General features: G+C 64.3%; 20 protein-coding genes. 9 read left to right on the top strand and 11 right to left on the bottom strand.

Going from position 1 to position 19,310, the window contains the following annotated elements; genetic code table 11:
• Positions 1-111 precede the first annotated feature (111 nt).
• Positions 112-612 carry a methyl-accepting chemotaxis protein gene (locus tag LQT98_RS01990; protein WP_456237126.1) on the top strand — a complete coding sequence of 167 codons (501 nt, stop codon included), beginning with the start codon at positions 112-114 and terminating at the stop codon, positions 610-612.
• Positions 613-678: 66 nt separating this feature from the next.
• Here the strand turns inward: LQT98_RS01990 and LQT98_RS01985 are convergent, their stop codons facing one another.
• Entirely contained in the window at positions 679-1,467 is a 789-nt protein-coding gene (locus tag LQT98_RS01985) for an APH(3')-II family aminoglycoside O-phosphotransferase (RefSeq protein ID WP_231460943.1), read from the bottom strand.
• Between the two features lie 127 nt (positions 1,468-1,594).
• Between LQT98_RS01985 and LQT98_RS01980 the strand changes: the two genes are divergently transcribed.
• Positions 1,595-3,220: an NAD(P)/FAD-dependent oxidoreductase gene (locus LQT98_RS01980; protein ID WP_231460942.1), complete on the top strand. Its 1,626-nt coding sequence runs from the start codon at positions 1,595-1,597 to the stop codon at positions 3,218-3,220.
• A 102-nt stretch (positions 3,221-3,322) separates the two neighbouring features.
• Here the strand turns inward: LQT98_RS01980 and LQT98_RS01975 are convergent, their stop codons facing one another.
• Positions 3,323-4,066 (bottom strand): copper chaperone, encoded by a 744-nt coding sequence (locus LQT98_RS01975; protein WP_231460941.1) that lies wholly within the window; start codon positions 4,064-4,066, stop codon positions 3,323-3,325.
• A gap of 13 nt (positions 4,067-4,079) precedes the next feature.
• A complete protein-coding gene (locus LQT98_RS01970) occupies positions 4,080-5,627 on the bottom strand; it encodes a tyrosinase family protein (RefSeq protein WP_231460940.1) in 1,548 nt (515 codons plus the stop codon).
• A gap of 261 nt (positions 5,628-5,888) precedes the next feature.
• On the opposite strand from LQT98_RS01970, the gene LQT98_RS01965 reads away from it, so the two are divergent.
• Positions 5,889-6,773, top strand: coding sequence for a TraB/GumN family protein (locus LQT98_RS01965; protein ID WP_231460939.1), 885 nt, complete (start codon positions 5,889-5,891; stop codon positions 6,771-6,773).
• Positions 6,774-7,016: 243 nt separating this feature from the next.
• On the opposite strand, the gene LQT98_RS01960 is transcribed toward LQT98_RS01965, so the two are convergent.
• Together LQT98_RS01960 and LQT98_RS01955 are read right to left on the bottom strand one after the other, a co-directional pair.
• Positions 7,017-7,445 carry a cytidine deaminase gene (locus tag LQT98_RS01960; protein ID WP_231460938.1) on the bottom strand — a complete coding sequence of 143 codons (429 nt, stop codon included), beginning with the start codon at positions 7,443-7,445 and terminating at the stop codon, positions 7,017-7,019.
• Positions 7,446-7,565: 120 nt separating this feature from the next.
• Positions 7,566-8,456, bottom strand: a complete 891-nt coding sequence (locus tag LQT98_RS01955; RefSeq protein ID WP_231460937.1) for a LysR family transcriptional regulator ArgP — start codon at positions 8,454-8,456, stop codon at positions 7,566-7,568.
• Positions 8,457-8,656: 200 nt separating this feature from the next.
• On the opposite strand from LQT98_RS01955, the gene LQT98_RS01950 reads away from it, so the two are divergent.
• The 4 genes from LQT98_RS01950 to LQT98_RS01935 all read left to right on the top strand — a co-directional run bounded on the left by LQT98_RS01950 (position 8,657) and on the right by LQT98_RS01935 (position 13,232).
• Positions 8,657-11,038, top strand: a complete 2,382-nt coding sequence (locus LQT98_RS01950) for an EAL domain-containing protein (protein ID WP_331282512.1) — start codon at positions 8,657-8,659, stop codon at positions 11,036-11,038.
• 69 nt (positions 11,039-11,107) lie between these two features.
• Positions 11,108-11,737 carry a LysE/ArgO family amino acid transporter gene (locus LQT98_RS01945; RefSeq protein WP_048411536.1) on the top strand — a complete coding sequence of 210 codons (630 nt, stop codon included), beginning with the start codon at positions 11,108-11,110 and terminating at the stop codon, positions 11,735-11,737.
• 202 nt (positions 11,738-11,939) lie between these two features.
• The gene (locus LQT98_RS01940; RefSeq protein WP_048411537.1) at positions 11,940-12,491 is read left to right on the top strand and encodes a neutral zinc metallopeptidase; all 552 of its coding nucleotides are present in this window, start codon (positions 11,940-11,942) and stop codon (positions 12,489-12,491) included.
• 6 nt (positions 12,492-12,497) lie between these two features.
• Positions 12,498-13,232: a hypothetical protein gene (locus LQT98_RS01935; protein WP_231460935.1), complete on the top strand. Its 735-nt coding sequence runs from the start codon at positions 12,498-12,500 to the stop codon at positions 13,230-13,232.
• Between the two features lie 331 nt (positions 13,233-13,563).
• On the opposite strand, the gene prmB is transcribed toward LQT98_RS01935, so the two are convergent.
• The 6 genes from prmB to LQT98_RS01905 all read right to left on the bottom strand — a co-directional run bounded on the left by prmB (position 13,564) and on the right by LQT98_RS01905 (position 18,354).
• The gene (prmB, locus tag LQT98_RS01930; RefSeq protein WP_048411539.1) at positions 13,564-14,478 is read right to left on the bottom strand and encodes a 50S ribosomal protein L3 N(5)-glutamine methyltransferase; all 915 of its coding nucleotides are present in this window, start codon (positions 14,476-14,478) and stop codon (positions 13,564-13,566) included.
• 102 nt (positions 14,479-14,580) lie between these two features.
• Positions 14,581-15,957 (bottom strand): phosphomannomutase/phosphoglucomutase, encoded by a 1,377-nt coding sequence (locus LQT98_RS01925; protein WP_048411540.1) that lies wholly within the window; start codon positions 15,955-15,957, stop codon positions 14,581-14,583.
• A 70-nt stretch (positions 15,958-16,027) separates the two neighbouring features.
• Positions 16,028-17,056, bottom strand: a complete 1,029-nt coding sequence (gene trpD, locus LQT98_RS01920) for an anthranilate phosphoribosyltransferase (protein WP_231460934.1) — start codon at positions 17,054-17,056, stop codon at positions 16,028-16,030.
• A gap of 58 nt (positions 17,057-17,114) precedes the next feature.
• On the bottom strand, positions 17,115-17,510 hold the full coding sequence (locus tag LQT98_RS01915; RefSeq protein ID WP_048411542.1) for a lysozyme inhibitor LprI family protein: 396 nt from the start codon (positions 17,508-17,510) through the stop codon (positions 17,115-17,117).
• Positions 17,510-18,079, bottom strand: coding sequence for an aminodeoxychorismate/anthranilate synthase component II (locus LQT98_RS01910; RefSeq protein WP_048411543.1), 570 nt, complete (start codon positions 18,077-18,079; stop codon positions 17,510-17,512). The genes LQT98_RS01915 and LQT98_RS01910 overlap by 1 nt, the downstream gene beginning before the upstream one ends.
• Positions 18,080-18,144: 65 nt before the next feature.
• Positions 18,145-18,354 carry a helix-turn-helix transcriptional regulator gene (locus LQT98_RS01905; protein ID WP_048411544.1) on the bottom strand — a complete coding sequence of 70 codons (210 nt, stop codon included), beginning with the start codon at positions 18,352-18,354 and terminating at the stop codon, positions 18,145-18,147.
• 277 nt (positions 18,355-18,631) lie between these two features.
• On the opposite strand from LQT98_RS01905, the gene LQT98_RS01900 reads away from it, so the two are divergent.
• A complete protein-coding gene (locus LQT98_RS01900; protein ID WP_048411545.1) occupies positions 18,632-18,895 on the top strand; it encodes a type II toxin-antitoxin system Phd/YefM family antitoxin in 264 nt (87 codons plus the stop codon).
• Positions 18,895-19,149: a Txe/YoeB family addiction module toxin gene (locus LQT98_RS01895; protein ID WP_231460933.1), complete on the top strand. Its 255-nt coding sequence runs from the start codon at positions 18,895-18,897 to the stop codon at positions 19,147-19,149. The genes LQT98_RS01900 and LQT98_RS01895 overlap by 1 nt, the downstream gene beginning before the upstream one ends.
• Positions 19,150-19,310 lie beyond the last annotated feature (161 nt).

The raw sequence follows: 19,310 nt of genomic DNA, 5'->3' as shown, positions 1-19,310 counted from the left end.
GTCAGCATCAACCATATTTCCCAATACGCCCAGGACGCGCGCGAGGTGTCGCAGCGCTCCGGCAGCCTGTCCGACCAGGGTGGCGAGGTGATCGCCAAGGCCGTGGCCGAGATGAAGGGCATCAGCGACACCGTGGATCTGACCGCCGGCGCGATTTCCGCGCTGGCGGACAAGACCGCCACCATTTCCAGCATCATGCAGGTGATCAAGGNNGCCGACGAGGTGCGCAAGCTGTCCGAGCGCACCGCGCAAGCCACCGAGGAAATCGCCGGCATGATAGACGAGATCCAGCTCAGCTCCGACCAGTCGCGCGCCAATATGAGCCAGACCGTGGAGCGGGTGCGCACTGGGTTGGCGCTGGCGGAGCAGGGCGGCGAAATGATCCAGCAGATACGCGGCAGCGCCGGCCAGGTGGTGCAAGTGGTGCGCGATATCTCCCATGCGCTGCAGGAGCAGGGGGTGGCCAGTCAGGACATCGCCCGTCACGTGGAGCAGATCGCCCAGGTGGCGGCCGGCAACGCCACCGCGGCGACCCAGGCGTCCAGCGGCATCCAGAGCATGGACGAAGTGACTGGTGGCCTGCGGCAGACGGTGGCCGGTTTTCAGGTATAGGCGTCGCTGCTTTCAACGTCCTTTTCCATGCATCCCGCCGACGCGCGGCAGACTTTGAACAGGTTTTCAGAAGAACTCGTCCAGTAGTTGGTAGAAGGCGATGCGACTCGGGTCCGGCTGGATGCCGTAACGCAGCAGGAAGGGCGAGACCCAGCGCGGGCCGAGTTCAGTGGCGATGTCGCGCGCAGCCAGCGCCAGGTCCTGGTGGCGGTCGGCCACGCCCAGGCGGCCGCAGTCGATGAAGCCGCTGAAGCGGCCGTCCTCGGCCAGCAGATTCGGCAGGCAGGCGTCGCCGTGAGTGAGGACCAGATCCTCGCGCTGCGGGCGGCTGGCCAGTAATTGCGCGAATACCGCCGCCGGCGTCTGGCCCAGCCGTTCTTCGTCGAAGTCCTCGGCGTCGACGCAGCCGGCCTCCAGTCGTTGCCGGGCCGCGGCGATGCGCGCGTCGGCGCGATGGTCGAAGGGGCAGCCGGCGACGGGTAGGCGGTGCAGGCACAGCAGCGCGTCGGCGATGATGCGCACCGTCGCCTCCGGTTCCAGTCCGCAATCCAGCAGATTCTTGCCCGGCACCGCGCTCAGCAGCGCCCAGTCGCGGCCGGCGCAGCGCGTCGCGTCCAGCACTTGCGCGCAGGGCAGGCCGTTGTCGGCCAGCCAGCGCAGCCGGGCGATCTCGCCGTCCAGCTCCGCCAGCGGCCCGGCCGCCTCGGTTTTGGCGAATAGCGCGGGTTGGCCCGGCGCTTGCAGCCGGAACACCGCGGCATTGGAGTCGCCGTCGTTCTGCCGGGTCCAGGCGTAGCCGTCCAGCCGCTCCCGCCAGGCGGCGGGAGGGCTCAGAGTGTTGTCCTGTTGTGTCATCGTGTTCCTGTCGGGCGATGGCCCGGTTTTTTTTAACGGAAGTGTGCGCGCGGCGATAGGGGCGAACCCGGTTTGCCGCTACAATACCGCCTCGTTGAATAGACACCAACCCGTACTGGAATTCAAGATGTTGCGCATTACCGAATTGAAACTGCCGCTGGACCACGCTCCGGAGGCTTTGAACACCGCGATCGCCGCCTACCTGGGCGTGGCGGAATCGCAGATCCGCGATGTCCTGGTCTTCAAGCGCAGCTACGACGCGCGCAAGGGCATGATGAACCTGGCCTATATCGTCGATATCGACGTGGCCGACGAGGCCAGGCTGTTGGCGCGCTTCAAGTCCGATCCGCATGTGATGGAGACTCCGGACACCAATTACCATTTCGTCGGTCAGGCGCCGGAAAACCTGGAGCGCCGCCCGGTGGTGGTCGGTTTCGGCCCCTGTGGCATCTTCGCCGCGCTGCTGCTGGCGCAGATGGGCTTCAAGCCCATCGTGCTGGAGCGCGGCAAGAAAGTGCGCGAGCGCACCAAGGACACCTGGGGCCTGTGGCGCAAGAATGTGCTGAACCCGGAGTCCAATGTGCAGTTCGGCGAAGGCGGCGCCGGCACCTTCTCCGACGGCAAACTGTACAGCCAGATCAAGGATCCGCGTCATCTCGGCCGCAAAGTGCTGACCGAGTTCGTCAAGGCCGGCGCGCCGGAGGAAATCCTCTATGTCGCCAAGCCGCATATCGGCACTTTCCGCCTGGTGAGCATGGTGGAGAAAATGCGCGCCGAGATCGAGGCGCTGGGCGGCGAGATCCGTTTCCAGCAGCGCGTTGTCGACATTCATCTGGAAGACGGGCCGGACGGCCGCAAGGTGGCGCGCGGCCTGACCCTGGCCGGCGGCGAGCAGATCCGCGCCGACCATATCGTGCTGGCGCTGGGCCACAGCGCGCGCGACACCTTTGAAATGCTGCACGGCCACGGCGTGTTCATGGAGGCCAAGCCGTTCTCGGTGGGCTTCCGCATCGAGCACCCGCAAACGCTGATCGACAAGGCGCGCTGGGGCAAGTACGCCGGCCATCCGCTATTGGGCGCGGCGGATTACAAGCTGGTGCACCACGCCGCCAACGGCCGCGCGGTATACAGCTTCTGCATGTGCCCGGGCGGCCAGGTGGTGGCCGCCACCTCGGAAGAAGGCCGGGTGGTGACCAATGGCATGAGCCAGTATTCGCGCGCCGAGCGCAATGCCAACTCCGGCCTGGTGGTCAGCATCAATCCGGACGACTACCCAGGCGGCCCGCTGGCCGGCATCGCTTTCCAGCGTGAGTTGGAAAGCCGCGCCTATGTGCTGGGCGGCGGCACTTACGAAGCGCCGGCGCAACTGGTCGGCGATTTCCTGGCCGGCAAGCCGTCAAGCGGGGTCGGTTCGGTGGAACCGTCCTATCAGCCTGGCGTGCATTGGACCGACCTGGCGGCGGCCTTGCCGGATTATTGCATCGAGGCGATGCGTGAGGCCTTGCCGGCCTTCGGCAAGAAAATACGCGGCTACGATATGCACGACGCGGTGCTGACCGGGGTGGAAACCCGCACCAGCGCGCCATTGCGCATCACTCGCGGCGAGGATTGCCAGAGCCTGAACGTGCGTGGCCTGTATCCGGCCGGCGAAGGCGCCGGCTATGCCGGCGGGATCCTGTCCGCCGGCGTCGACGGCATCAAGGTGGCGGAAGCGGTGGCGCAGGCGGTGCAGGCCGAGCGCCATAAAGCCTGAGTTAGTCCAGGATCATCCCGCGCGCAGCTAGCTCATTAATGCGCGCGAACGGCCCGCTTGCGCGGGCCGTTGCTTTATGTGGCGATGGAGAAGAACGCGCGCTCAGGCGTTTTGAGCGGACCGGGCCGGCCGTCTGGGCCAGGACCATAAGGGCGGAGCGCCTTCCGGCCGACGCCGCTCCAGCAGCAGCCACAGGCTTATCGCCGCCATCAAGGGTAGATGGCCGCCACCGCCGAGCAGCGGCGGCAGCATCCAGGCCCAGCAAGCGCCGACGCACCAGACGCCGCCGGCGAGGCCGCTACGCAGCGCGGACCAGGCGGCCGGCCAACCGAACGGGGATAGCCGCGGTTGGCGGTGGCAGGCCCGCAGGCTGTAGAGCCGCGGCGGCGCAGCCTGCCAGAGCCAGGCGATGGCGCAGGCGGCGGCGAAGGCCTGCCACGGCGCGGCGCTGAAGGTCAGCAGCGCCAGGCCCAGCAGGTGCAGCGGCAGGCCGGCGGCGAGCCAGGGCAGCAGATAGCCGCAGCAATACAGCGTCAGCGCCAGCGCGCGCTTGCGCGCCAGGCTGCGCAGCCACAGCTGCCGCAGCGGATCGGCCAGCAGCGGCGCCATCATCGCCAGCAGCATCAGCAGCCAGGACGGCAGCCATTGCATCGGCGGATTGAGCCACAACGCGGCCAGCAGCGCGTCCCAGCCGCCGCCGGGGCGCTCCAGGACCCAGGCGCCGCAATAGCCCGGCGCGGCCAGCCGCCGCTCCAGCGCGAGCAGGCCGAGCCAGCCCAGCAGGCTGGCGCACAGCAGCGGCCAGGGCGTGTCGCGCAGCGCGGCGAGCAGGGTCTTGAGCGGCATCGGGCGTCAAGCGCTATCGGCCATGGCGGTAGACGCTGATGCGGCCTATCGTCACCTCGTCGTCGTCCTCGATATCGGACACCGGCACCAGTTGCACTTCCATCGGCGCCGTGTCCAGCGTCTGGCTCTGGCACATGCGATCGACGATGTCGGTGATCTCCAGCACCTGGCTGACGCCATTGCCGCCATGTTCGGCCTGCGAGGCCTTGCGCGCGCCGAACAGGGCGATGGTGCCGGCCAGGTTCTGCGGGTATTGCGCCGGATCGGCGCCCGGGGGCAGGCCGACGTAGACGTTGAAGGTGCCGCCGTCCACCTTGCAGCGGATGTTTTCCAGGCTGAGGAAGACCCGGTCCGGCTCTTGCGGCGGCGCGGCGTTCTGCGGCGCCTGCAGCTGGCGGGTGGCGGCCTGGCTGGCCTGGAAGCTGCTCAGCACCTTGTTCTTGGCGCCGCTGTCCAACTGCATCTGCGCGTGGACGGTGTTGTTGCTCAGCTTGATCGCCGCGGTGTTGGCGCCCAGCAGCTCGGTTTTCGGATTGTTCGCCATGGTGCTTGCCGCCGCGATATCGGGATGGACCGCCGCCAGCGTCTGCATGCGCTGCGCGACGCGGCTGGCGCCGCCAAGGGGGTCAGATACGTCCTGATAAACGTAGTTCAGATTCGGCGCCTGGGTGTTGAGCACATCCTTGGCGACGAAGGTGTAGCCGCTGCCGCTGGGACGCGGCATCGCGAACTTGCGGTTGACCGGCCCCTCCAGCCAATTGTCGCTGCCGGGGTTCTGATGGCCGGGGTTGCGGTTCAGCCATACCTGCCACAGCCGGTCGATATTGGAGTGATGGATCCAGAACACCGGATCCAGGCCGGCCAGGTCCGGGTCCGACATCAGGCCGTTGCGGCCGCCGATATTGGTGTGCACCGGATTGTGCGGCAGGTTTTCCAGGCCGCCGCTATTGCCGCCGCCATGCCAGAACGGCGTTTGCGGCCCGCCGTAGCCCGGCGGGATGCCGTTGGCGGTGCCGATGAATTGCGCGTCCTTCAAGGCGGTGAGCTGCACGGTTTCCGGGCGCAGCGTGATGTGGTTGGGCTGATTGTTCCAGCCATAGCGTTGCGCCAGCCACAAGGGATTGACGCTGCCGTCCGGCAAGGTCTTGGACTGGAAACAGGTGGGTAGGTCGCGCGCCTTGGCATTGGCGCTGTCGCTGTAGTTCCAGTAGGGCAAGGCCCAGTCGGCGGGGCCGCCGAGCTTGACGATTTCGGCCAGCACGATGGCCTCGAAGGCGGCCAGATAGCCTCGGTGCCAAGGCATGAAATACCAGCTCTGGTGCTGGCATTGCCGCCAATAGGTGTTTTGATCGGCCGGGCTGGGCAGCGCTTCGCCGGCTTGCAAATAGCCGTGCTGCTGCCAAAGCTGGGAGTCGAAGCCGTGGATGGCGGCCAGATAGCGCCAGCTGGTCGGATCCTTGATCGGCCGTTTCTGCATTTCCCTGACCGCGCGCGCGTACCACAGCACGATGGGGTCCCAGGGATTGCTCATTTTCAAGATGTCTTTGCGAACGCGAACCATGTCGCTCTCCTCGATGCGGACGCCGTTCGGGGCGGTCATGGCGGGAGTGGCATGGCCGGAGCGGAGGCGGTGTATTCGGATTAGCAAAGCATGGCTGGTTCGAACTGTCCTAAAGGACGGTTTTTGCCTGGTGGGAACTACTTATTGAAAGTGTTTTATTTTGAATTATAGCGATTGGTTTGAGTGATGAATTTAAAGTCCTCGCCGGACGCGCGCGCGGCGGGCTGGTATCCTTGCCGGGTTTGGATGGAAAGCGCAGACATGAAGCGATGGTATTTTCTCTGGTGCGGCTGGCTGGCCTTGTGGCTGGTCTTGCCGGCGCTGGCGGCGCCGGCCTATGGGCCCTTGTACTCTTTCAGCAAGCAGGGCCGCGTGCATTATCTGTACGGCACCATGCACGTGGGTCGACCCGGCACGGACACGCCGGACTGGGGGCTGAGCCAGGCGATGGCGCGGAGCGAGGCCTTGGTGCTGGAACTGGATGTCGACGCGCCGGGAGCGCCGGCCGAGGTGTTGGCGCTGGCGCGGCAAGGCGCCGCCAGACAGTGGCGGCAGCTGGGTCCGGACAGCCGGCGCTTGTTGCTGGCGCAGTTGCAGCGCACCGGTGTCGAGCCTGATCAGGCGCGGAGCCTGGCTCCTGCGATGTGGTTGATGCAGTTGACGCTGAACGAGTATCAGCGGCTGGGTCAGGCGACGCAGGAGGGTAGCGAGACGATGTTGCTGCAGATGGCGCGCCGGGAGCGGCGCCCCTTGCTGGCGTTGGAGACGACCGGCGAGCAGGGGCGCATGCTGTTCGAGATGCCGGCGGCGGCTCTGCGTGAATGGGTGCGGCAGACCGCAGAATGGCAGGATAAGCCGGAGGCGGAGCGGTATTATCGCGACTTGATCGCCGCCTGGGAGCGCGGAGACCTGCCTGCCTTGCAGTCCATGGTGGCCTTGCCTGGCTATCCGCGGCTCAGCGCCTGGACTCAGCGCGAGATGCTGGACCGCCGCAACCAGGCGATGGCGCGCCGCATCGACGAGATGGCGGCGTCGCGGCGCTTGCTGGTGGCGGTGGGAGCGCTACACCTGGCCGGACCTCAGGGCCTGGTCAAGCTGCTGCGGCAGCGCGGCTACCAGGTGACAGTGGCGCCGCGCGCGCCGTGAGCGTGCGCTAGAACCTGTTCAAAGTCTGCTGCGCTTCGTGAGACGTGCTAGGTGAGCGCTGCGTCGAAATGCTCATGTATCACCTGTGCATTCCGCCTTCTCAGAACCTGTTCAAAGTCTGCTGCACTTCGGCGATACGGCGTTGAAAACAACTTCGAAATGCTCATGTACCGCTTGTACATTCCGCTTTCTCAGCCGTTTTCGCCTTGTCTCGCTCTTGCTCGCTAGACCTTGAACGGGCTCTTAGCTCGCGTCCTTGAGATTCTTGGGCCCGAAAGCGCCTGGCAGCAGCACGTTCAGCGTGGTGTCTATGCTGTCCTCGCCGTCACAGATCGCGCGCACATGCATGCCGGGGCCGAACTCGTTCAGCACCTGGCGGCAGGCGCCGCACGGCGGCGTGGGCGTGGCGGTGGGGGTGTAGATGCATACCGCCAGCACCTCCTGGATGCCGTGGTTGGCGCGCGCGGCGTAGACCGCGGTGCGCTCGGCGCAGTTGGTCAGACCGTAGGAGGCATTCTCCACATTGCAGCCGATGTGGATCTTGCCGGCGCCGTCGAGGATGGCGGCGCCGACGGCGAATTTGCTGTAAGGGACATAGGCTTGGCGCGCGGCCAGGCGGGCGGCCATTTCCAACTCGGCCCACTGCTCGTTATTGGGGGTGTTGCCGGTCATATTGCCTCCATTGCGGTTGGCGTGGCATGTTGCGCCGCGCGCGGGGCGGCTGTCAATATGCGTCCGCGCGCTCTTCAGTACAGCAGACGACGGCCGCGTGGCGCAAGCCGCGCCGACTGATCATTGCCGCAGGTGTTGCCGGCAATGCCGCTGCATCGCGTCGGCCAGCGCCTGCGACAATTCGGATTCCACCCGCCAGTGGTGCCAGTACAGCGGGATATCCAGGTGCTGCTGCGGGAACAGGTCGATCAGCCGGCCGGCGGTCATGTCGTCTTCCAGCATCAGCTCCGGCAGCAGGCTGTAAGCCAGGCCCTGGCGCGTCACTTCGACGAAGCCCTGCGGCGTGGGCACGGTCAGGTAGGGAAAGCTGCCGTGGTAGGCGGCGGTGTGCTGCAGGAACTGGCGATGAACGTCATCCTTGCGGCTGTACAAAATGGTGGGCGCGGCGGCCAGCGCCGCCTCGCTGATGCCGGCCGGGAAATAGCGCTGGGCGAAGCCGAGGGTGGCGACGCACAGATAGCGCATTTGGCCCAGGAACAGGCTGTCTCCGCCCTGTATCGGCTGCGGCCGGGTGCTGACGCAACCTATCACATGGCCGGAACGCATCAGTTCATGGGTGTAATCCTGATCGTCCACCATGATGTCCAGCAATACCGGCTGGCTGTCCAGCACCGGCTGCACCGCCTGCAGAAACCAGGTGGCTAGGCTGTCGGCGTTGACGGCGATGGCCAGGGTGGTGAACTCCGGCCGCGGCCCGCTGGGCAGCAGGGTGTTCATCAGTTGGTTTTCCATCAGGCTGATCTGGCGGAAGTATTGCAGCAACTGACGGCCGGCCTCGGTGGGCTCGGCCGGAATGGTCCGGGTCAGCACCGGCTGGCCCAGTTGTTCTTCCAGTTGGCGGATGCGCTGGGAGATCGCGGATTGGGTGAGAAACAGCTTTTTGGCGGCTTTGTCGAAGCCGCCGGTTTCGGCAACGGCCGATAAGGTTTCCAGTTGTTTCGGATCAAGCATGTTTTTACGTCCTTACCGTGATAATTCCACGGTGTTTCTTGCCTTATCGGCGCCACCTATGGCATGTTGTGCTGCTTCGTCCGAACACGGACGGTGGCAAAGGATTGCCTGCACGCGGTGGCGGCATAAAAATAATTAGAGCGGCTGGCTGCGACGGTTCTGACCGGTCTGGCGCTGGCGGCTCATGGCCAAAGACAGGCATGTTGAAGATGCAAGCAGATAATAAGGCACTATTGGATGGCATGTGCCGTTTTATCGGGGTCCGGGCGGATCATATGGCGCGGCTGAGCGTCCATGCTCCGCTGCTGTTGTCGCGCAAGGAGGCGCTGGGCAAGGAGTTCTACTGGTATGCGCTGAAATGTCCGGACACGCTGGCGCTGCTGAGCGAGCGCCTGCCGGGCGGCATCGATTCGCTGGTGGATGCCTTGCTGCAGTATTGCGAACGGATGCTGACCCGTCCGGTGAATGACCGCGCCGCCTGGCGCGTGGTGGAACAGGGACGCTTGATGCGCCAGTTGGGCGTGGGCCTGATGTGGGTGGTGGGCGCTTACGAGCGCTGCCAGGCGCATTTCCTGGCGCGGCTGGCCGAGGCCGGCCTGGAGCTGGCCGAGCTCGCCGCGCTGTCGCGGCTGCTGCGCAAGCGTATCTTGCTGGATCAGATGCTGCAGTTGCACGGACACCAGCAGTCCTTGCAGGAGGCGGTAGACAGCAAGCACCGCCATCTGCAGACCATGTCCGGACTGTACGCCACCCTCAGCGGCGTCAGCATGGCCTTGGTGCGCTGTTCCGAGCGCCGCGAACTGTTCCAGTCGATCTGCGATGTCTGCGTGCGCGAAGGCGATTTCTCCCATGCCTGGGTGGGCTTGCTGGACGCCGATTCCCAATTCATCCGTCCGGCGGCGATGGCCGGCGCGCTGGCCGAGGCCTTCATTCCACGCCTGGAAGTGTCGGCGCAGCCGGACAAGCAGCATGGCCGCGGGCCCAGCGGCCGGGCGATCCGCGGCTTGACGGTGCAAGTGGTCAACGATTGCGGCGAAGATCCGTCGATGCAGCCATGGATGCGGGTGTTGACCGCCAGGAATGTGCGCAGCGCCTTGGTGGCGCCGCTGACGCTGCGCGAGCAGGTGATAGGCACTTTGTCCTTGTATTCAGGGCAGCCAGGCTTCTTCGATGACACCAAGGTTGAGCTGGTGGACACCATGGCGCGCGAGATCAGCCGCGCGCTGGAGCGCCAGGACGCGCTGGAGCGCAGCCACCGGGCCGAATCCGAGCTGGCTTTCCTGTCTTTCCACGATCCGCTGACCGGCCTGCCCAACCGCCACCTGATGAAGGAACACATCGACAAGCAATTGCAGATCCGCCGCGCCAACGCGCAACTGGCGGTGCTGGTGCTGTCCATCGAGGGTTTCCATGAAATCAACGCTCGCCTCGGGCACGAGGGCGGCGACGCGGTGCTGTGCGAAGTGGCCAACCGGCTGCGGCGCTGCATCTATCCCTATGGTTATGTCGGCCGCGTGGGCGCATCGCGCTTTGTCGCCTGCAGCGATCGTCACGAGCAGCTGGACCAACTGGTGGACAGTCTGATGAGCAGTCTGCAGCAGCCGGTGGATTGCATGGGAGTGGTGATCCACACCCGTTGCAGCATGGGCATCGTGGTGGAACCGGTGAACGGCCGCAGCGACGCCGCGGCGTTGCTGCGCCGCGGTGAACTGGCGCTGAGCCGCGCCAAGGACGCCGGCGGTGGCCATTGTCGCTATTACCATGTGACCATGGATGAGGAAATCCAGCACATGCACGCGGTGCGCAACGCTTTCGCGCTCGCCATCGCCCGCGACGAACTGGCCTTGTTTTACCAACCCAAGATCAATCTGCGCAACAACCGCATCGAAGGAGTGGAAGCGCTGGTGCGCTGGCGCCGCAACGGCCGGCTGGAAATGCCGGGCGCCTTCTTCCCGGCGATAGAGAACACCGACCTGATGCGGGAGCTGGACTGGTGGGTGTTGCGCGAAGCCTTGCGCCAGTCCGGCGAATGGCTGGCGGAAGGCCGCCATATCCCGGTCAGCGTCAATCTGTCCGCCATCACGCTGAAGCACGAGGGTTTCGTGCCCGGCATTCAGGCGCTGCTGCAAGCCTATCCGCTGCCGGCGGGCTATCTCGAACTGGAAGTGCTGGAGAGCGTGACCCAGCAGGAGGCGGAGCAGATCACCGCCAAGCTGGAGCATTGCCGCGATCTGGGGCTGTCCATCGCGCTGGATGACTTCGGCACCGGCGCGTCCTCGCTGGTGCATCTGCAGCAGCTACCCTTCGACACCATCAAGATAGACCAGCGCTTCGTGCGCCTGCTGCTGGACACGCCGGGCAACGAGGCCATCATCCGCAGCATGGTGTCCTTCGCCCACTACACCGGCCGCAAGCTGGTGGTGGAGGGCGTGGAGAGCCGGGCGATCTGGGACCGGCTGCTGGAGATAGGCTGCCTGGACGGCCAGGGCTACGAGATTTCGCCGCCGGTGGATCCGCGGCAGCTGCCGGAATGGATCGCCGATTGGGAGCGGCGCTCGAAAATCAGTTCTGCTTATATCTGATAATTTTTATTAGTTTTACTTAGCGGCGCCGCTGCCTTAGTCTGCGTAAAAACTTTCTGGGAGCGGTACTTGTTCAACTTCAGCGTTTATCTATCTGCCCTTGGGCTATCCATCGGGCAGATCGTCGGCATTGGGCCGCAGAATGCCTTTGTGCTGCGGCAGGGCATAGGCCGCAGTCACATCCTGCCCATCGTCGCGATCTGCATCGTCGCCGATGTGTTCCTGATCGCCTGCGGCGTGATGGGCGTGGGCAAGCTGCTCAATGCGATTCCCGGCTTCATCGTCACCGTTACCTGGCTGGGCGCGGGCTTCATCCTGTGGTTGGGCTACAAGGCTTTCCGCTCCGCGCTGACGCCGGGAGCGATGTCGCTGGCCGGCGGCGTGGAGCGCGACCGCAAGCGCGCGATCCGCACCGTGCTGGCGGTGACCCTGCTCAATCCCTATACCTGGCTGGACACGGTGGTGTTGATCGGCGGCGTGTCCGCGATTTACGGCGAAAGCGCCGCGCCATCCTTTCTGTTGGGCAGCCTCAGCGCCTCGGTGCTGTGGTTCGGCGGCATCGGCTGCTTCGCCGGCAAGTTGGCGCCGCTGTTCCAGCGGCCGCAAAGCTGGCGGGTGCTGGATTGCGTGATCGGCCTGGTGATGCTGTTCACCGCCTTCATGTTGTTGCGCAATTATGGTTTCGAGGCGATGGCCTGAGTAGACGAGGTCCGACGGGCGTGTATCTTTGAGAGTGACGGCTTGCTTTCGGCAACCCGTCACTTTTTCATGTACGGCTTGTCGTGACAAGGTAATTTTTCACTGTCTTTTTATTCATATGGAATTGCAAAATAACTTTGTAAATCCAAAATCATTTACCATAACTAAATCTCCGTTGTGAACAACATAAGGAGAGTTAGTCATGAGAAGTCTGATCCAAGCCAGTCTAGTCGGGGTTTCCATGCTGGCCAGCCTGTCGTCCCCGGTGGTGGCAGCCCCGGTGAACAATAGCTACATCCAGTCCAGCGCCAATGAGATCCGCGGCTTCCTCGGCGGTTACGCGCGGCCGACGGTCTATGTCAACCAATACGCCTGCCGCGAACCCCAGCTCAGCGCGATGGCGTGCGGACCGTACACCATCAGCGTCGGCACCGGCTTCTTGCAGCAGCAGGAAAACAGCTACGGCAATTACGTGGCCAAATTCATCCTGGCGCACGAATGGGGCCACTCCATCCAGTTCACCAACAATATCTACCGCCAGGCGCCGATGCAGGAACTGCAGGCCGACTGCGTGGGGGGCACCTTCGCCAAGTACGCCGAAACCAATCTGCGTTATCCCAGCTTTATCGAAAACGCGGTGGCTTCGGCGCGCAACGCGGCCGATTACGGCGAACACGGCACGCCGTCGCAGCGCGATTATTATTCGCGCTATGGTCACGCCAACGGCCTCAACGCTTGCCTGAACTCGATCTGATCGACGATGGGCAAGCGCTTATGGGCGGCGGCCGGCGGGCTGGCGCTGCTGGGGCTGGCCTGGGCCAATCTGCCTGAGCCGGTGCGCGCCCAGCTAGGCCTGGACGAGCCGGCGCCGGCGACAAGGCGCGCCGGTCAGGTTGAGGCCCCCGCGCCCGCGGTCAGCAGCGCGGCGCCTGCCGCTTCCTACCAAGGGCTGAGTTTCGCGGTGGGAGACGGTCCGGCGCCGGCTGCTGCGGCACTGGCGCCGCCACAGGAAAGCCAGGCCGAGCGCCAGCGCAAGCAGCAGCTGCGCCAGCTGGGCTACGCCATCGACGAGCGCTTGTACCGGCTGCCGCTGGCGGAGCTACGCAAGCTGGCCGCCGCCGGCAATGTGCAGGCCTTGACCCATCTGGCCGAGCGCTATCTGTTCGAACTGGACGGCAAGCCGCAGCGGCCGGACTTCGAGCCGGGCACGCGCTACCGCGAAGAGGCGCGCGCGGCCTTGCAGCAGGCCTACCAGTTGGGCAACCGTCACGCGGCGGCGATGATCTCGGAGAGCTATCTGCTGGAGAAGCAGCCCCTGGAGGCGGCGGCCTGGAACCTGGTGGCGCGGCGCGCCGGCGACACGCTCAGCGCGGACTGGTTTCTGACCACCAAGGACTACCGGCAGCTGGACGCCGGGCAGAAAGCCGCGGCGGCGGCGCGCGCCGAGCAGATCTGGCGCGATCTGCAGCCGGGCAAGGGCGCGGCCAAAGGCTAGCGGCGGCAAAAAACCGGCGGCCCCTCGCGGGCGCCGCCGGTTTTTCTTATTTCACGAATCCTGCCTGCCGGGCGAAGCCGGCGGCTTAGAGCCTGTTCAAAGTCTTGCGAGCAAGAGCGAGACAAGGCGTTGCGGCTGAGAAAGCGGAATGTACACACGGTACATGAGCATTTCGAAGTCGTTTTCAACGCCGTATCGCCGAAGCACAGCAGACTATGAACAGGTTCTTAGAGTCGCTAGCAAAACGCTGAGCCAAGGCGCGCCGACGCAGACGGTAGCTTGGGTACGGCAAGTCGGCGCAACGCAGCTTCAGGGGTTTTGTTAGCGGGTGTTACTGCGCGTCGGCGGCCAGGCCGGCCACCAGATCCTCACGCGTGATCAGGAACACGAAGCCGTCGCCGCTTTCGGTTTCCATCCACATGAAGGGCAGGGTGGGGAAGCACTCTTCCAGCATGTCGCGGTTGTGGCCGATCTCCACCAGCAGCACGCCTTTGTCGTTCAGGAAGTCCGGCGCGCGGCGCAGGATTTCGCGGGTGGCGTCCAGGCCGTCCTCGCCGGAGCCCAGCGCCAGTTCCGGCTCGTGCAGGTATTCCGGCGGCAGCGCGTCCACCGATTCGGCATCGACGTAGGGCGGGTTGGAAATGATCAGGTCGTACTTCTCTTCTATGCCCTCGAACATATCGGTGTGGATCAGCTGCACGCGCTCGTCCAGGCCGTAGTTCTGCACATTGATGGCCGCGACTTCCAGCGCGTCCAGCGAGATGTCCACCGCGTCGATTTCCGCGTCCGGGTAATGGTGCGCCAGCTGGACGGCCAGGCAGCCGGAACCGGTGCACAGGTCCAGCGCGCGCTGCACCAGCTCCGGGTGTTCGATCCACGGCTGCAGCGGTTCGCCCAGCAGCTCGTAAATGAAGGAGCGCGGCACCAGCACGCGTTCGTCCACGTAGAAGTTGAAATCGCCCTGCCAGGCTTCGTGGGTCAGATAGGCCACCGGCACCCGCTCCTCGGCGCGGCGCTCGATCAGGTCGATCACGTCCTTGACCTCGGTGGGCAGCAGCTTGGCGTCGAGAAAGGGCTCGAGCTGGTCCACTGGCAGTTTCAGCGCCGACAAAATCAGGTAAGCGGCTTCGTCGTAGGCGTTCTGGGTGCCGTGGCCGTAGAACAGGCCGGCGTCGTTGAAGCGCGAGACGGCGAAGCGCAGCAGGTCGCGCGCGGTGTTGAAGCTGGATGCAGCCTGGGCGTACATGGTTTTCCTTTCAATACAACAGGGACATGGCTGCGGCCATGTCCCCGGCGGTGTTGATTCGCGTTCGCGTGGAACGCTGGCAAGACGTTGGACTGTCCGGTGTCAGAACGGCAGCTTGGCGTCAGTGGCGGTGCCCAGCACGCGGCGGAAGTCACCCTTGATGCGCTCCAGCGCCACGTCGTTGTCGGCCTCGAAGCGCAGCACGATCACCGGCGTGGTGTTGGACGCGCGCGCCAGGCCGAAGCCGTCCTTGTATTCCACGCGCAGGCCGTCCAGGGTGTTGACCTCTTCGGCGCCGTCGAAGCTGGCGGAGGCCTGCAATTTGGCGATCAAGGCGTGGTTCTCGCCTTCCTTGGCCATCTTCAGGTTGAGTTCCGGCGTGGAGACCGCATTGGGCAGCGCATTGAGCAGCGCGCTGGGGTCCTCGACGCGGGACAGCACTTCCAGCAGGCGGGCGCCGGCGTACATGCCGTCGTCGAAGCCGTACCAGCGTTCCTTGAAGAACACATGGCCGCTCATCTCGCCGGCCAGCAGCGCGCCGGTTTCCTTGATCTTGGCCTTGATGAAGCTGTGGCCGGTGCGCGCCATCACCGGCACGCCGCCGTTTTGCTTGATCCATGGCTTGAGCAGGCGGGTGGATTTCACATCGTAGATGATCTTGGCCTTGGGATTGCGCTCCAGCACGTCGGCGGCGAACAGCATCAGCTGGCGGTCCGGCCAGATGATGGTGCCGTCCTTGGTCACCACGCCCAGGCGGTCGCCGTCGCCGTCGAAGGCCAGGCCGATTTCGGCGTCGGTCTTCTGCAGCGCGTCGATCACATCCTGCAGATTTTCCGGCTTGGCCGGATCCGGGTGGTGATTGGGGAAGTTGCCGTCCACGTCGCAGAACAGCTCGCGCACGCGGCAGCCCAGGCGGCGGAACAACACCGGCGCGAACGCGCCGGGCACGCCGTTGCCGCAGTCCACCACGATATTGAGCGGGCGCTCCAGCTTGATGTCGGAGGTGATGCGGTCCAGATAGGCTTCGGCGATGTCATGAGTGCCGTAGCCGCCTTCGCCGCTGGCGAGATCGCCATCGACGATGCGCTGGTACAACTTCTGGATATCGTCGCCGGCCAGGGTATTGCCGGCCAGCATCATCTTGAAGCCGTTGTAATCCGGAGGATTGTGGCTGCCGGTGACCATCACGCCGGACAGCGAGCCCAGCTCATGGGCGGCGAAATACAGCATCGGCGTGGCGACGCGGCCCACGTCGACCACGTCGACGCCGGCGGCCTGGATGCCTTCGGCCAGCGCCTGGCACAGCTCGGGGCCGGACAGGCGGCCGTCGCGGCCGACCACGATGGATTTCACTTTGCGGGCCTTGGCTTCGGAACCGATGGCCTGGCCGATCTGGCGGGCGACGTCATTGGTCAGGGTCTTGCCGACGATGCCGCGGATGTCATAGGCCTTGAAGATGTCTTTGGACAGTTTGCTCATGGCTTTAATGGTGCATTCATATCTAGGGGCGCCGGCAAGGGCTGCGATGCCGGCGCGGATTATTCTGGGCTCAAGCCGTCAGCGCGTGACTGAGTTGGATCAATTGATCCAGCTTGGCTCGGGCGCGGCCCGAGTCTAGCGCTTCGCGCGCCATGGTAACACCGTCGGCCAGGCTAGGGGAAACCCCGGCCGTGTAGATGGCGGCGGCGGCGTTGAGGATGACGATGTCGCGCGCAGGGCCGGTTTCCTGATTCAGCACCGCCAGCAGAATGTCGCGCGAGGCGGCGGCGGTTTCGGCGCGCAACTGCTTGAGTTCGGCGAATTCGAAGCCCAGTTCGCGCGGGTCCAGCAAGTATTCCTCAATCTGGCCGTCCTTCAACTCCGCCACCATGCTGGGCCCGGACAAGGTCAGCTCATCCAGTCCATCCTGCCCGTGCACGATCAGCGCGTGGCGGCTGCCCAATTGTTTCAGCACCCGCGCCTGGATGCCGACCAGATCAGGGTGGAACACGCCCATCAGCTGGTTTTCAGCGTCGGCCGGATTGGTCAGCGGTCCCAGGATGTTGAAGATGGTGCGCGCGCCCAACTCCTTGCGGATGGGCGCCACGTGGCGCATCGCGGTGTGATGATTGGGTGCGAACATGAAGCCGATGCCGATTTCGTCGACACAGCGGCCCACCTGCTCGGCGCTCAGCGCCAGCTGCACCCCCAGCGACTCCAGCACATCGGCGCTGCCGGAGCTGGACGACACCGAGCGGCCCCCGTGCTTGGCCACGCGGGCGCCGGCCGCCGCGGCGACGAAGGCGGCGGTGGTGGAGATATTGAAGGTATGGGATTTGTCGCCACCGGTGCCGCAGGTGTCCACCAGATGCTCGCGCAGGCTGATGGGCACTGGCGTGGCGAACTCGCGCATCACGGTGGCGGCGGCGGCGATTTCCAGCACCGATTCCACCTTGACGCGCAGGCCGATCAAGATGGCCGCGGTCTGCGCCGGCGTCAGTTCGCCGCGCATGATCTGGCGCATCAAGTCCAGCATCTCGTCATAGAACAGTTCATTGCCGTCGATCAGCCGGTTCAGCGCGGCCTGCGGGGTAATCATCGGGTAGTCCTTTAGCTTGGGCGGGCGAGGCCGGCGCGGTGCCGGCCGCTCCGGGAATTCAGTTGCCGGCGTGCGCCGCCAATTGGGCGAGGCGCTGCTCGGTCAGGTCGATACGGCAGCCGGCTTGGGCCTGGGCGGCGCCATTGCCGCTGGCGTAGCTGCTGGCCACCCAGCGGCACTGTTTGTCCAGGTAGACCTTGAAGGCGCGCGCGGATTGGCTCAAGGCCAAGCGCGTCCGGTAGCGGTTGCCGGTGACCTGATCCAGATCGCGCATCGCGGTGGCGGTCCGCTGTTCCGCCAGGGCTAGCGCCGCCTCGGCCTTGGCCTGGCGCTGCTGCAGGCAGGCGGATACCGCCGGACTTTGCGCTTCGGCGCGCATGCAATCATCCAGCGCGCCGGCTTGCACCGCGCCTGCCAACGTCAGCGCCGCGACCAGCATCAACATCCTCTTCATCAGGCGAACTCTTTCAAGAAGTTGTCCAGCATCGCGTGGCCATGCTCGGTGAGAATGGATTCCGGGTGGAACTGCACGCCCTCTATCGGCAGCGTCTTGTGGCGCACGCCCATGATCTCGCCGTCGTCGGTCCAGGCGGTGACATCCAGGCAGTCCGGCAGCGTCTCGCGCTCGATCACCAGCGAATGGTAGCGGGTGCAGGTGACTGGATTGGGCAGGCCGCGGAACATGCCGACATCGTGGTGATGCACCGGCGACACCTTGCCGTGCATCAGTTGCTTGGCGTGAACGATGCGGCCGCCGAAAGCCTGGCCTATGCCCTGGTGACCCAGGCACACGCCCATGATGGGCAGTTGGCCGGCGAAGTGCTTGATTGCCGGTACCGACACGCCGGCCTCGTTGGGGGTGCAGGGGCCGGGCGAGATCACCAGGTATTGCGGGCGCAGCGCTTCGATTTGCTGCACGGTGATTTCATCGTTGCGGAACACCTTCACCTCCTGGCCCAGCTCGCCGAAGTACTGCACCAGGTTGTAGGTGAATGAGTCGTAGTTGTCGATCATCAATAGCATTTTTGGTCTAACCCATTGAATTTGTTGGCACTAATTTCTGGTACGATGCTTTGTTACTCACAGTGTTACTCACAAAGCTTGTCGGTGGGGTCAGCACGCTGCTTGGAGATGTACTCTGCCCGCCATTTCGCATAGTCCTCTTCAGGCCAGCGAGACGCGGTTCCGATTTTGATGGGCTCGGGAAATTCATTCTTCTTGATCTTACGGTAGATCGTTGCAGGGTGAAACCCTGTCAGCCGACGAATTTCCTTCATCGTGCAAAGTATTCCGGACATTTAAACCTCCCTCGAAAGGGCGGCCGTTCATTGATGGCCAGAACTATCTGTTAGGTGATCGAGGTGTGGCTGCGTTCATGCTTGCGCGGCTTTCCCGTGTTTCAGGATGGGGAAGTGGACTTCTCTTGGGGCTTGTTTGGGCGGCGCTAGAACAGCAGGCGCTTCGGAAGGGTGTTGAGCATGGGGGAATCTACCGGCGCGAGTCGCGACAGGCTGTATGGTTGTGGTGATTGTGCTATGGTTTGTACAATCATTGTCGACTTGAGGGAGGCATACCTTGAAAGCGCTTACCTACAGCCACACCCGCCAGCACCTGGCCGAAGTCATGCGCCAAGTGAATGAAGACCGGGCGCCGGTGATCGTCACCACCCAGCGCGGTGAGCCGGTGGTGATCATGTCGCTGGCCGATTACAACGCGTTGGAAGAAACCGCCTACCTGACGCGCTCCCCTGAAAACGCCAAGCGGCTGGCCGATGCGGCGGCAAGATTCCACAACGGAGAAGCCAAGGAAAGGACGCTGCTCGAAGACGGAGGCGAGTGATGCAGATCAAGTTTGATGACAACGCGTGGGAGGATTACCTCTACTGGCAGCAGAACAGCAAGCCCACCTTCAAGCGCATCAACGCTCTGATCAAGGACATCCAGCGCAACCCGTTTGAAGGGATAGGCAAGCCGGAGCCGCTGAGGCATCAGTTCGCCGGCTTCTGGTCGCGCCGTATCGATGACGAGCATCGCCTAGTCTATGCCGTACATAATGATGTGCTGACCATTTTGCAGTGTCGTTACCACTACTAAGAGCCTGTTCAAAGTCTCGCGAGCAAGGGCGAGACAAGGCGGAAACGAGCGAAAAAGCGGAATGTACACGTGGTACATGAGCATTTTGAGCTTGGTTTCAACGCCGTATCGCCGAAGCGCAGCAGACTTTGAACAGGTTCTAAGGCCTCGGTCAGCAGCAG

The sequence above is a fragment of the Chromobacterium aquaticum genome, assembly GCF_021129195.1.
Lineage (GTDB): Bacteria > Pseudomonadota > Gammaproteobacteria > Burkholderiales > Chromobacteriaceae > Chromobacterium > Chromobacterium aquaticum.
Note: the sequence above shows the minus strand (reverse complement) of the source record. Positions and strands in the feature narration are given on the sequence as shown.

What these genes read in the sequence shown, in the direction of transcription:
- trpD (WP_231460934.1), bottom strand. Translation starts at nt 17,056, where the DNA reads ATGATTACCCCGCAGGCCGCGCTGAACCGGCTGATCGACGGCAATGAA.
- LQT98_RS01940 (WP_048411537.1), top strand. Translation starts at nt 11,940, where the DNA reads ATGAGAAGTCTGATCCAAGCCAGTCTAGTCGGGGTTTCCATGCTGGCC.
- LQT98_RS01965 (WP_231460939.1), top strand. Translation starts at nt 5,889, where the DNA reads ATGAAGCGATGGTATTTTCTCTGGTGCGGCTGGCTGGCCTTGTGGCTG.
- LQT98_RS01950 (WP_331282512.1), top strand. Translation starts at nt 8,657, where the DNA reads ATGTTGAAGATGCAAGCAGATAATAAGGCACTATTGGATGGCATGTGC.
- LQT98_RS01915 (WP_048411542.1), bottom strand. Translation starts at nt 17,510, where the DNA reads ATGAAGAGGATGTTGATGCTGGTCGCGGCGCTGACGTTGGCAGGCGCG.
- LQT98_RS01935 (WP_231460935.1), top strand. Translation starts at nt 12,498, where the DNA reads ATGGGCAAGCGCTTATGGGCGGCGGCCGGCGGGCTGGCGCTGCTGGGG.
- LQT98_RS01975 (WP_231460941.1), bottom strand. Translation starts at nt 4,066, where the DNA reads ATGCCGCTCAAGACCCTGCTCGCCGCGCTGCGCGACACGCCCTGGCCG.
- LQT98_RS01925 (WP_048411540.1), bottom strand. Translation starts at nt 15,957, where the DNA reads ATGAGCAAACTGTCCAAAGACATCTTCAAGGCCTATGACATCCGCGGC.
- LQT98_RS01905 (WP_048411544.1), bottom strand. Translation starts at nt 18,354, where the DNA reads ATGTCCGGAATACTTTGCACGATGAAGGAAATTCGTCGGCTGACAGGG.
- LQT98_RS01910 (WP_048411543.1), bottom strand. Translation starts at nt 18,079, where the DNA reads ATGCTATTGATGATCGACAACTACGACTCATTCACCTACAACCTGGTG.
- prmB (WP_048411539.1), bottom strand. Translation starts at nt 14,478, where the DNA reads ATGTACGCCCAGGCTGCATCCAGCTTCAACACCGCGCGCGACCTGCTG.
- LQT98_RS01970 (WP_231460940.1), bottom strand. Translation starts at nt 5,627, where the DNA reads ATGGTTCGCGTTCGCAAAGACATCTTGAAAATGAGCAATCCCTGGGAC.
- LQT98_RS01985 (WP_231460943.1), bottom strand. Translation starts at nt 1,467, where the DNA reads ATGACACAACAGGACAACACTCTGAGCCCTCCCGCCGCCTGGCGGGAG.
- LQT98_RS01955 (WP_231460937.1), bottom strand. Translation starts at nt 8,456, where the DNA reads ATGCTTGATCCGAAACAACTGGAAACCTTATCGGCCGTTGCCGAAACC.
- LQT98_RS01960 (WP_231460938.1), bottom strand. Translation starts at nt 7,445, where the DNA reads ATGACCGGCAACACCCCCAATAACGAGCAGTGGGCCGAGTTGGAAATG.
- LQT98_RS01980 (WP_231460942.1), top strand. Translation starts at nt 1,595, where the DNA reads ATGTTGCGCATTACCGAATTGAAACTGCCGCTGGACCACGCTCCGGAG.
- LQT98_RS01895 (WP_231460933.1), top strand. Translation starts at nt 18,895, where the DNA reads ATGCAGATCAAGTTTGATGACAACGCGTGGGAGGATTACCTCTACTGG.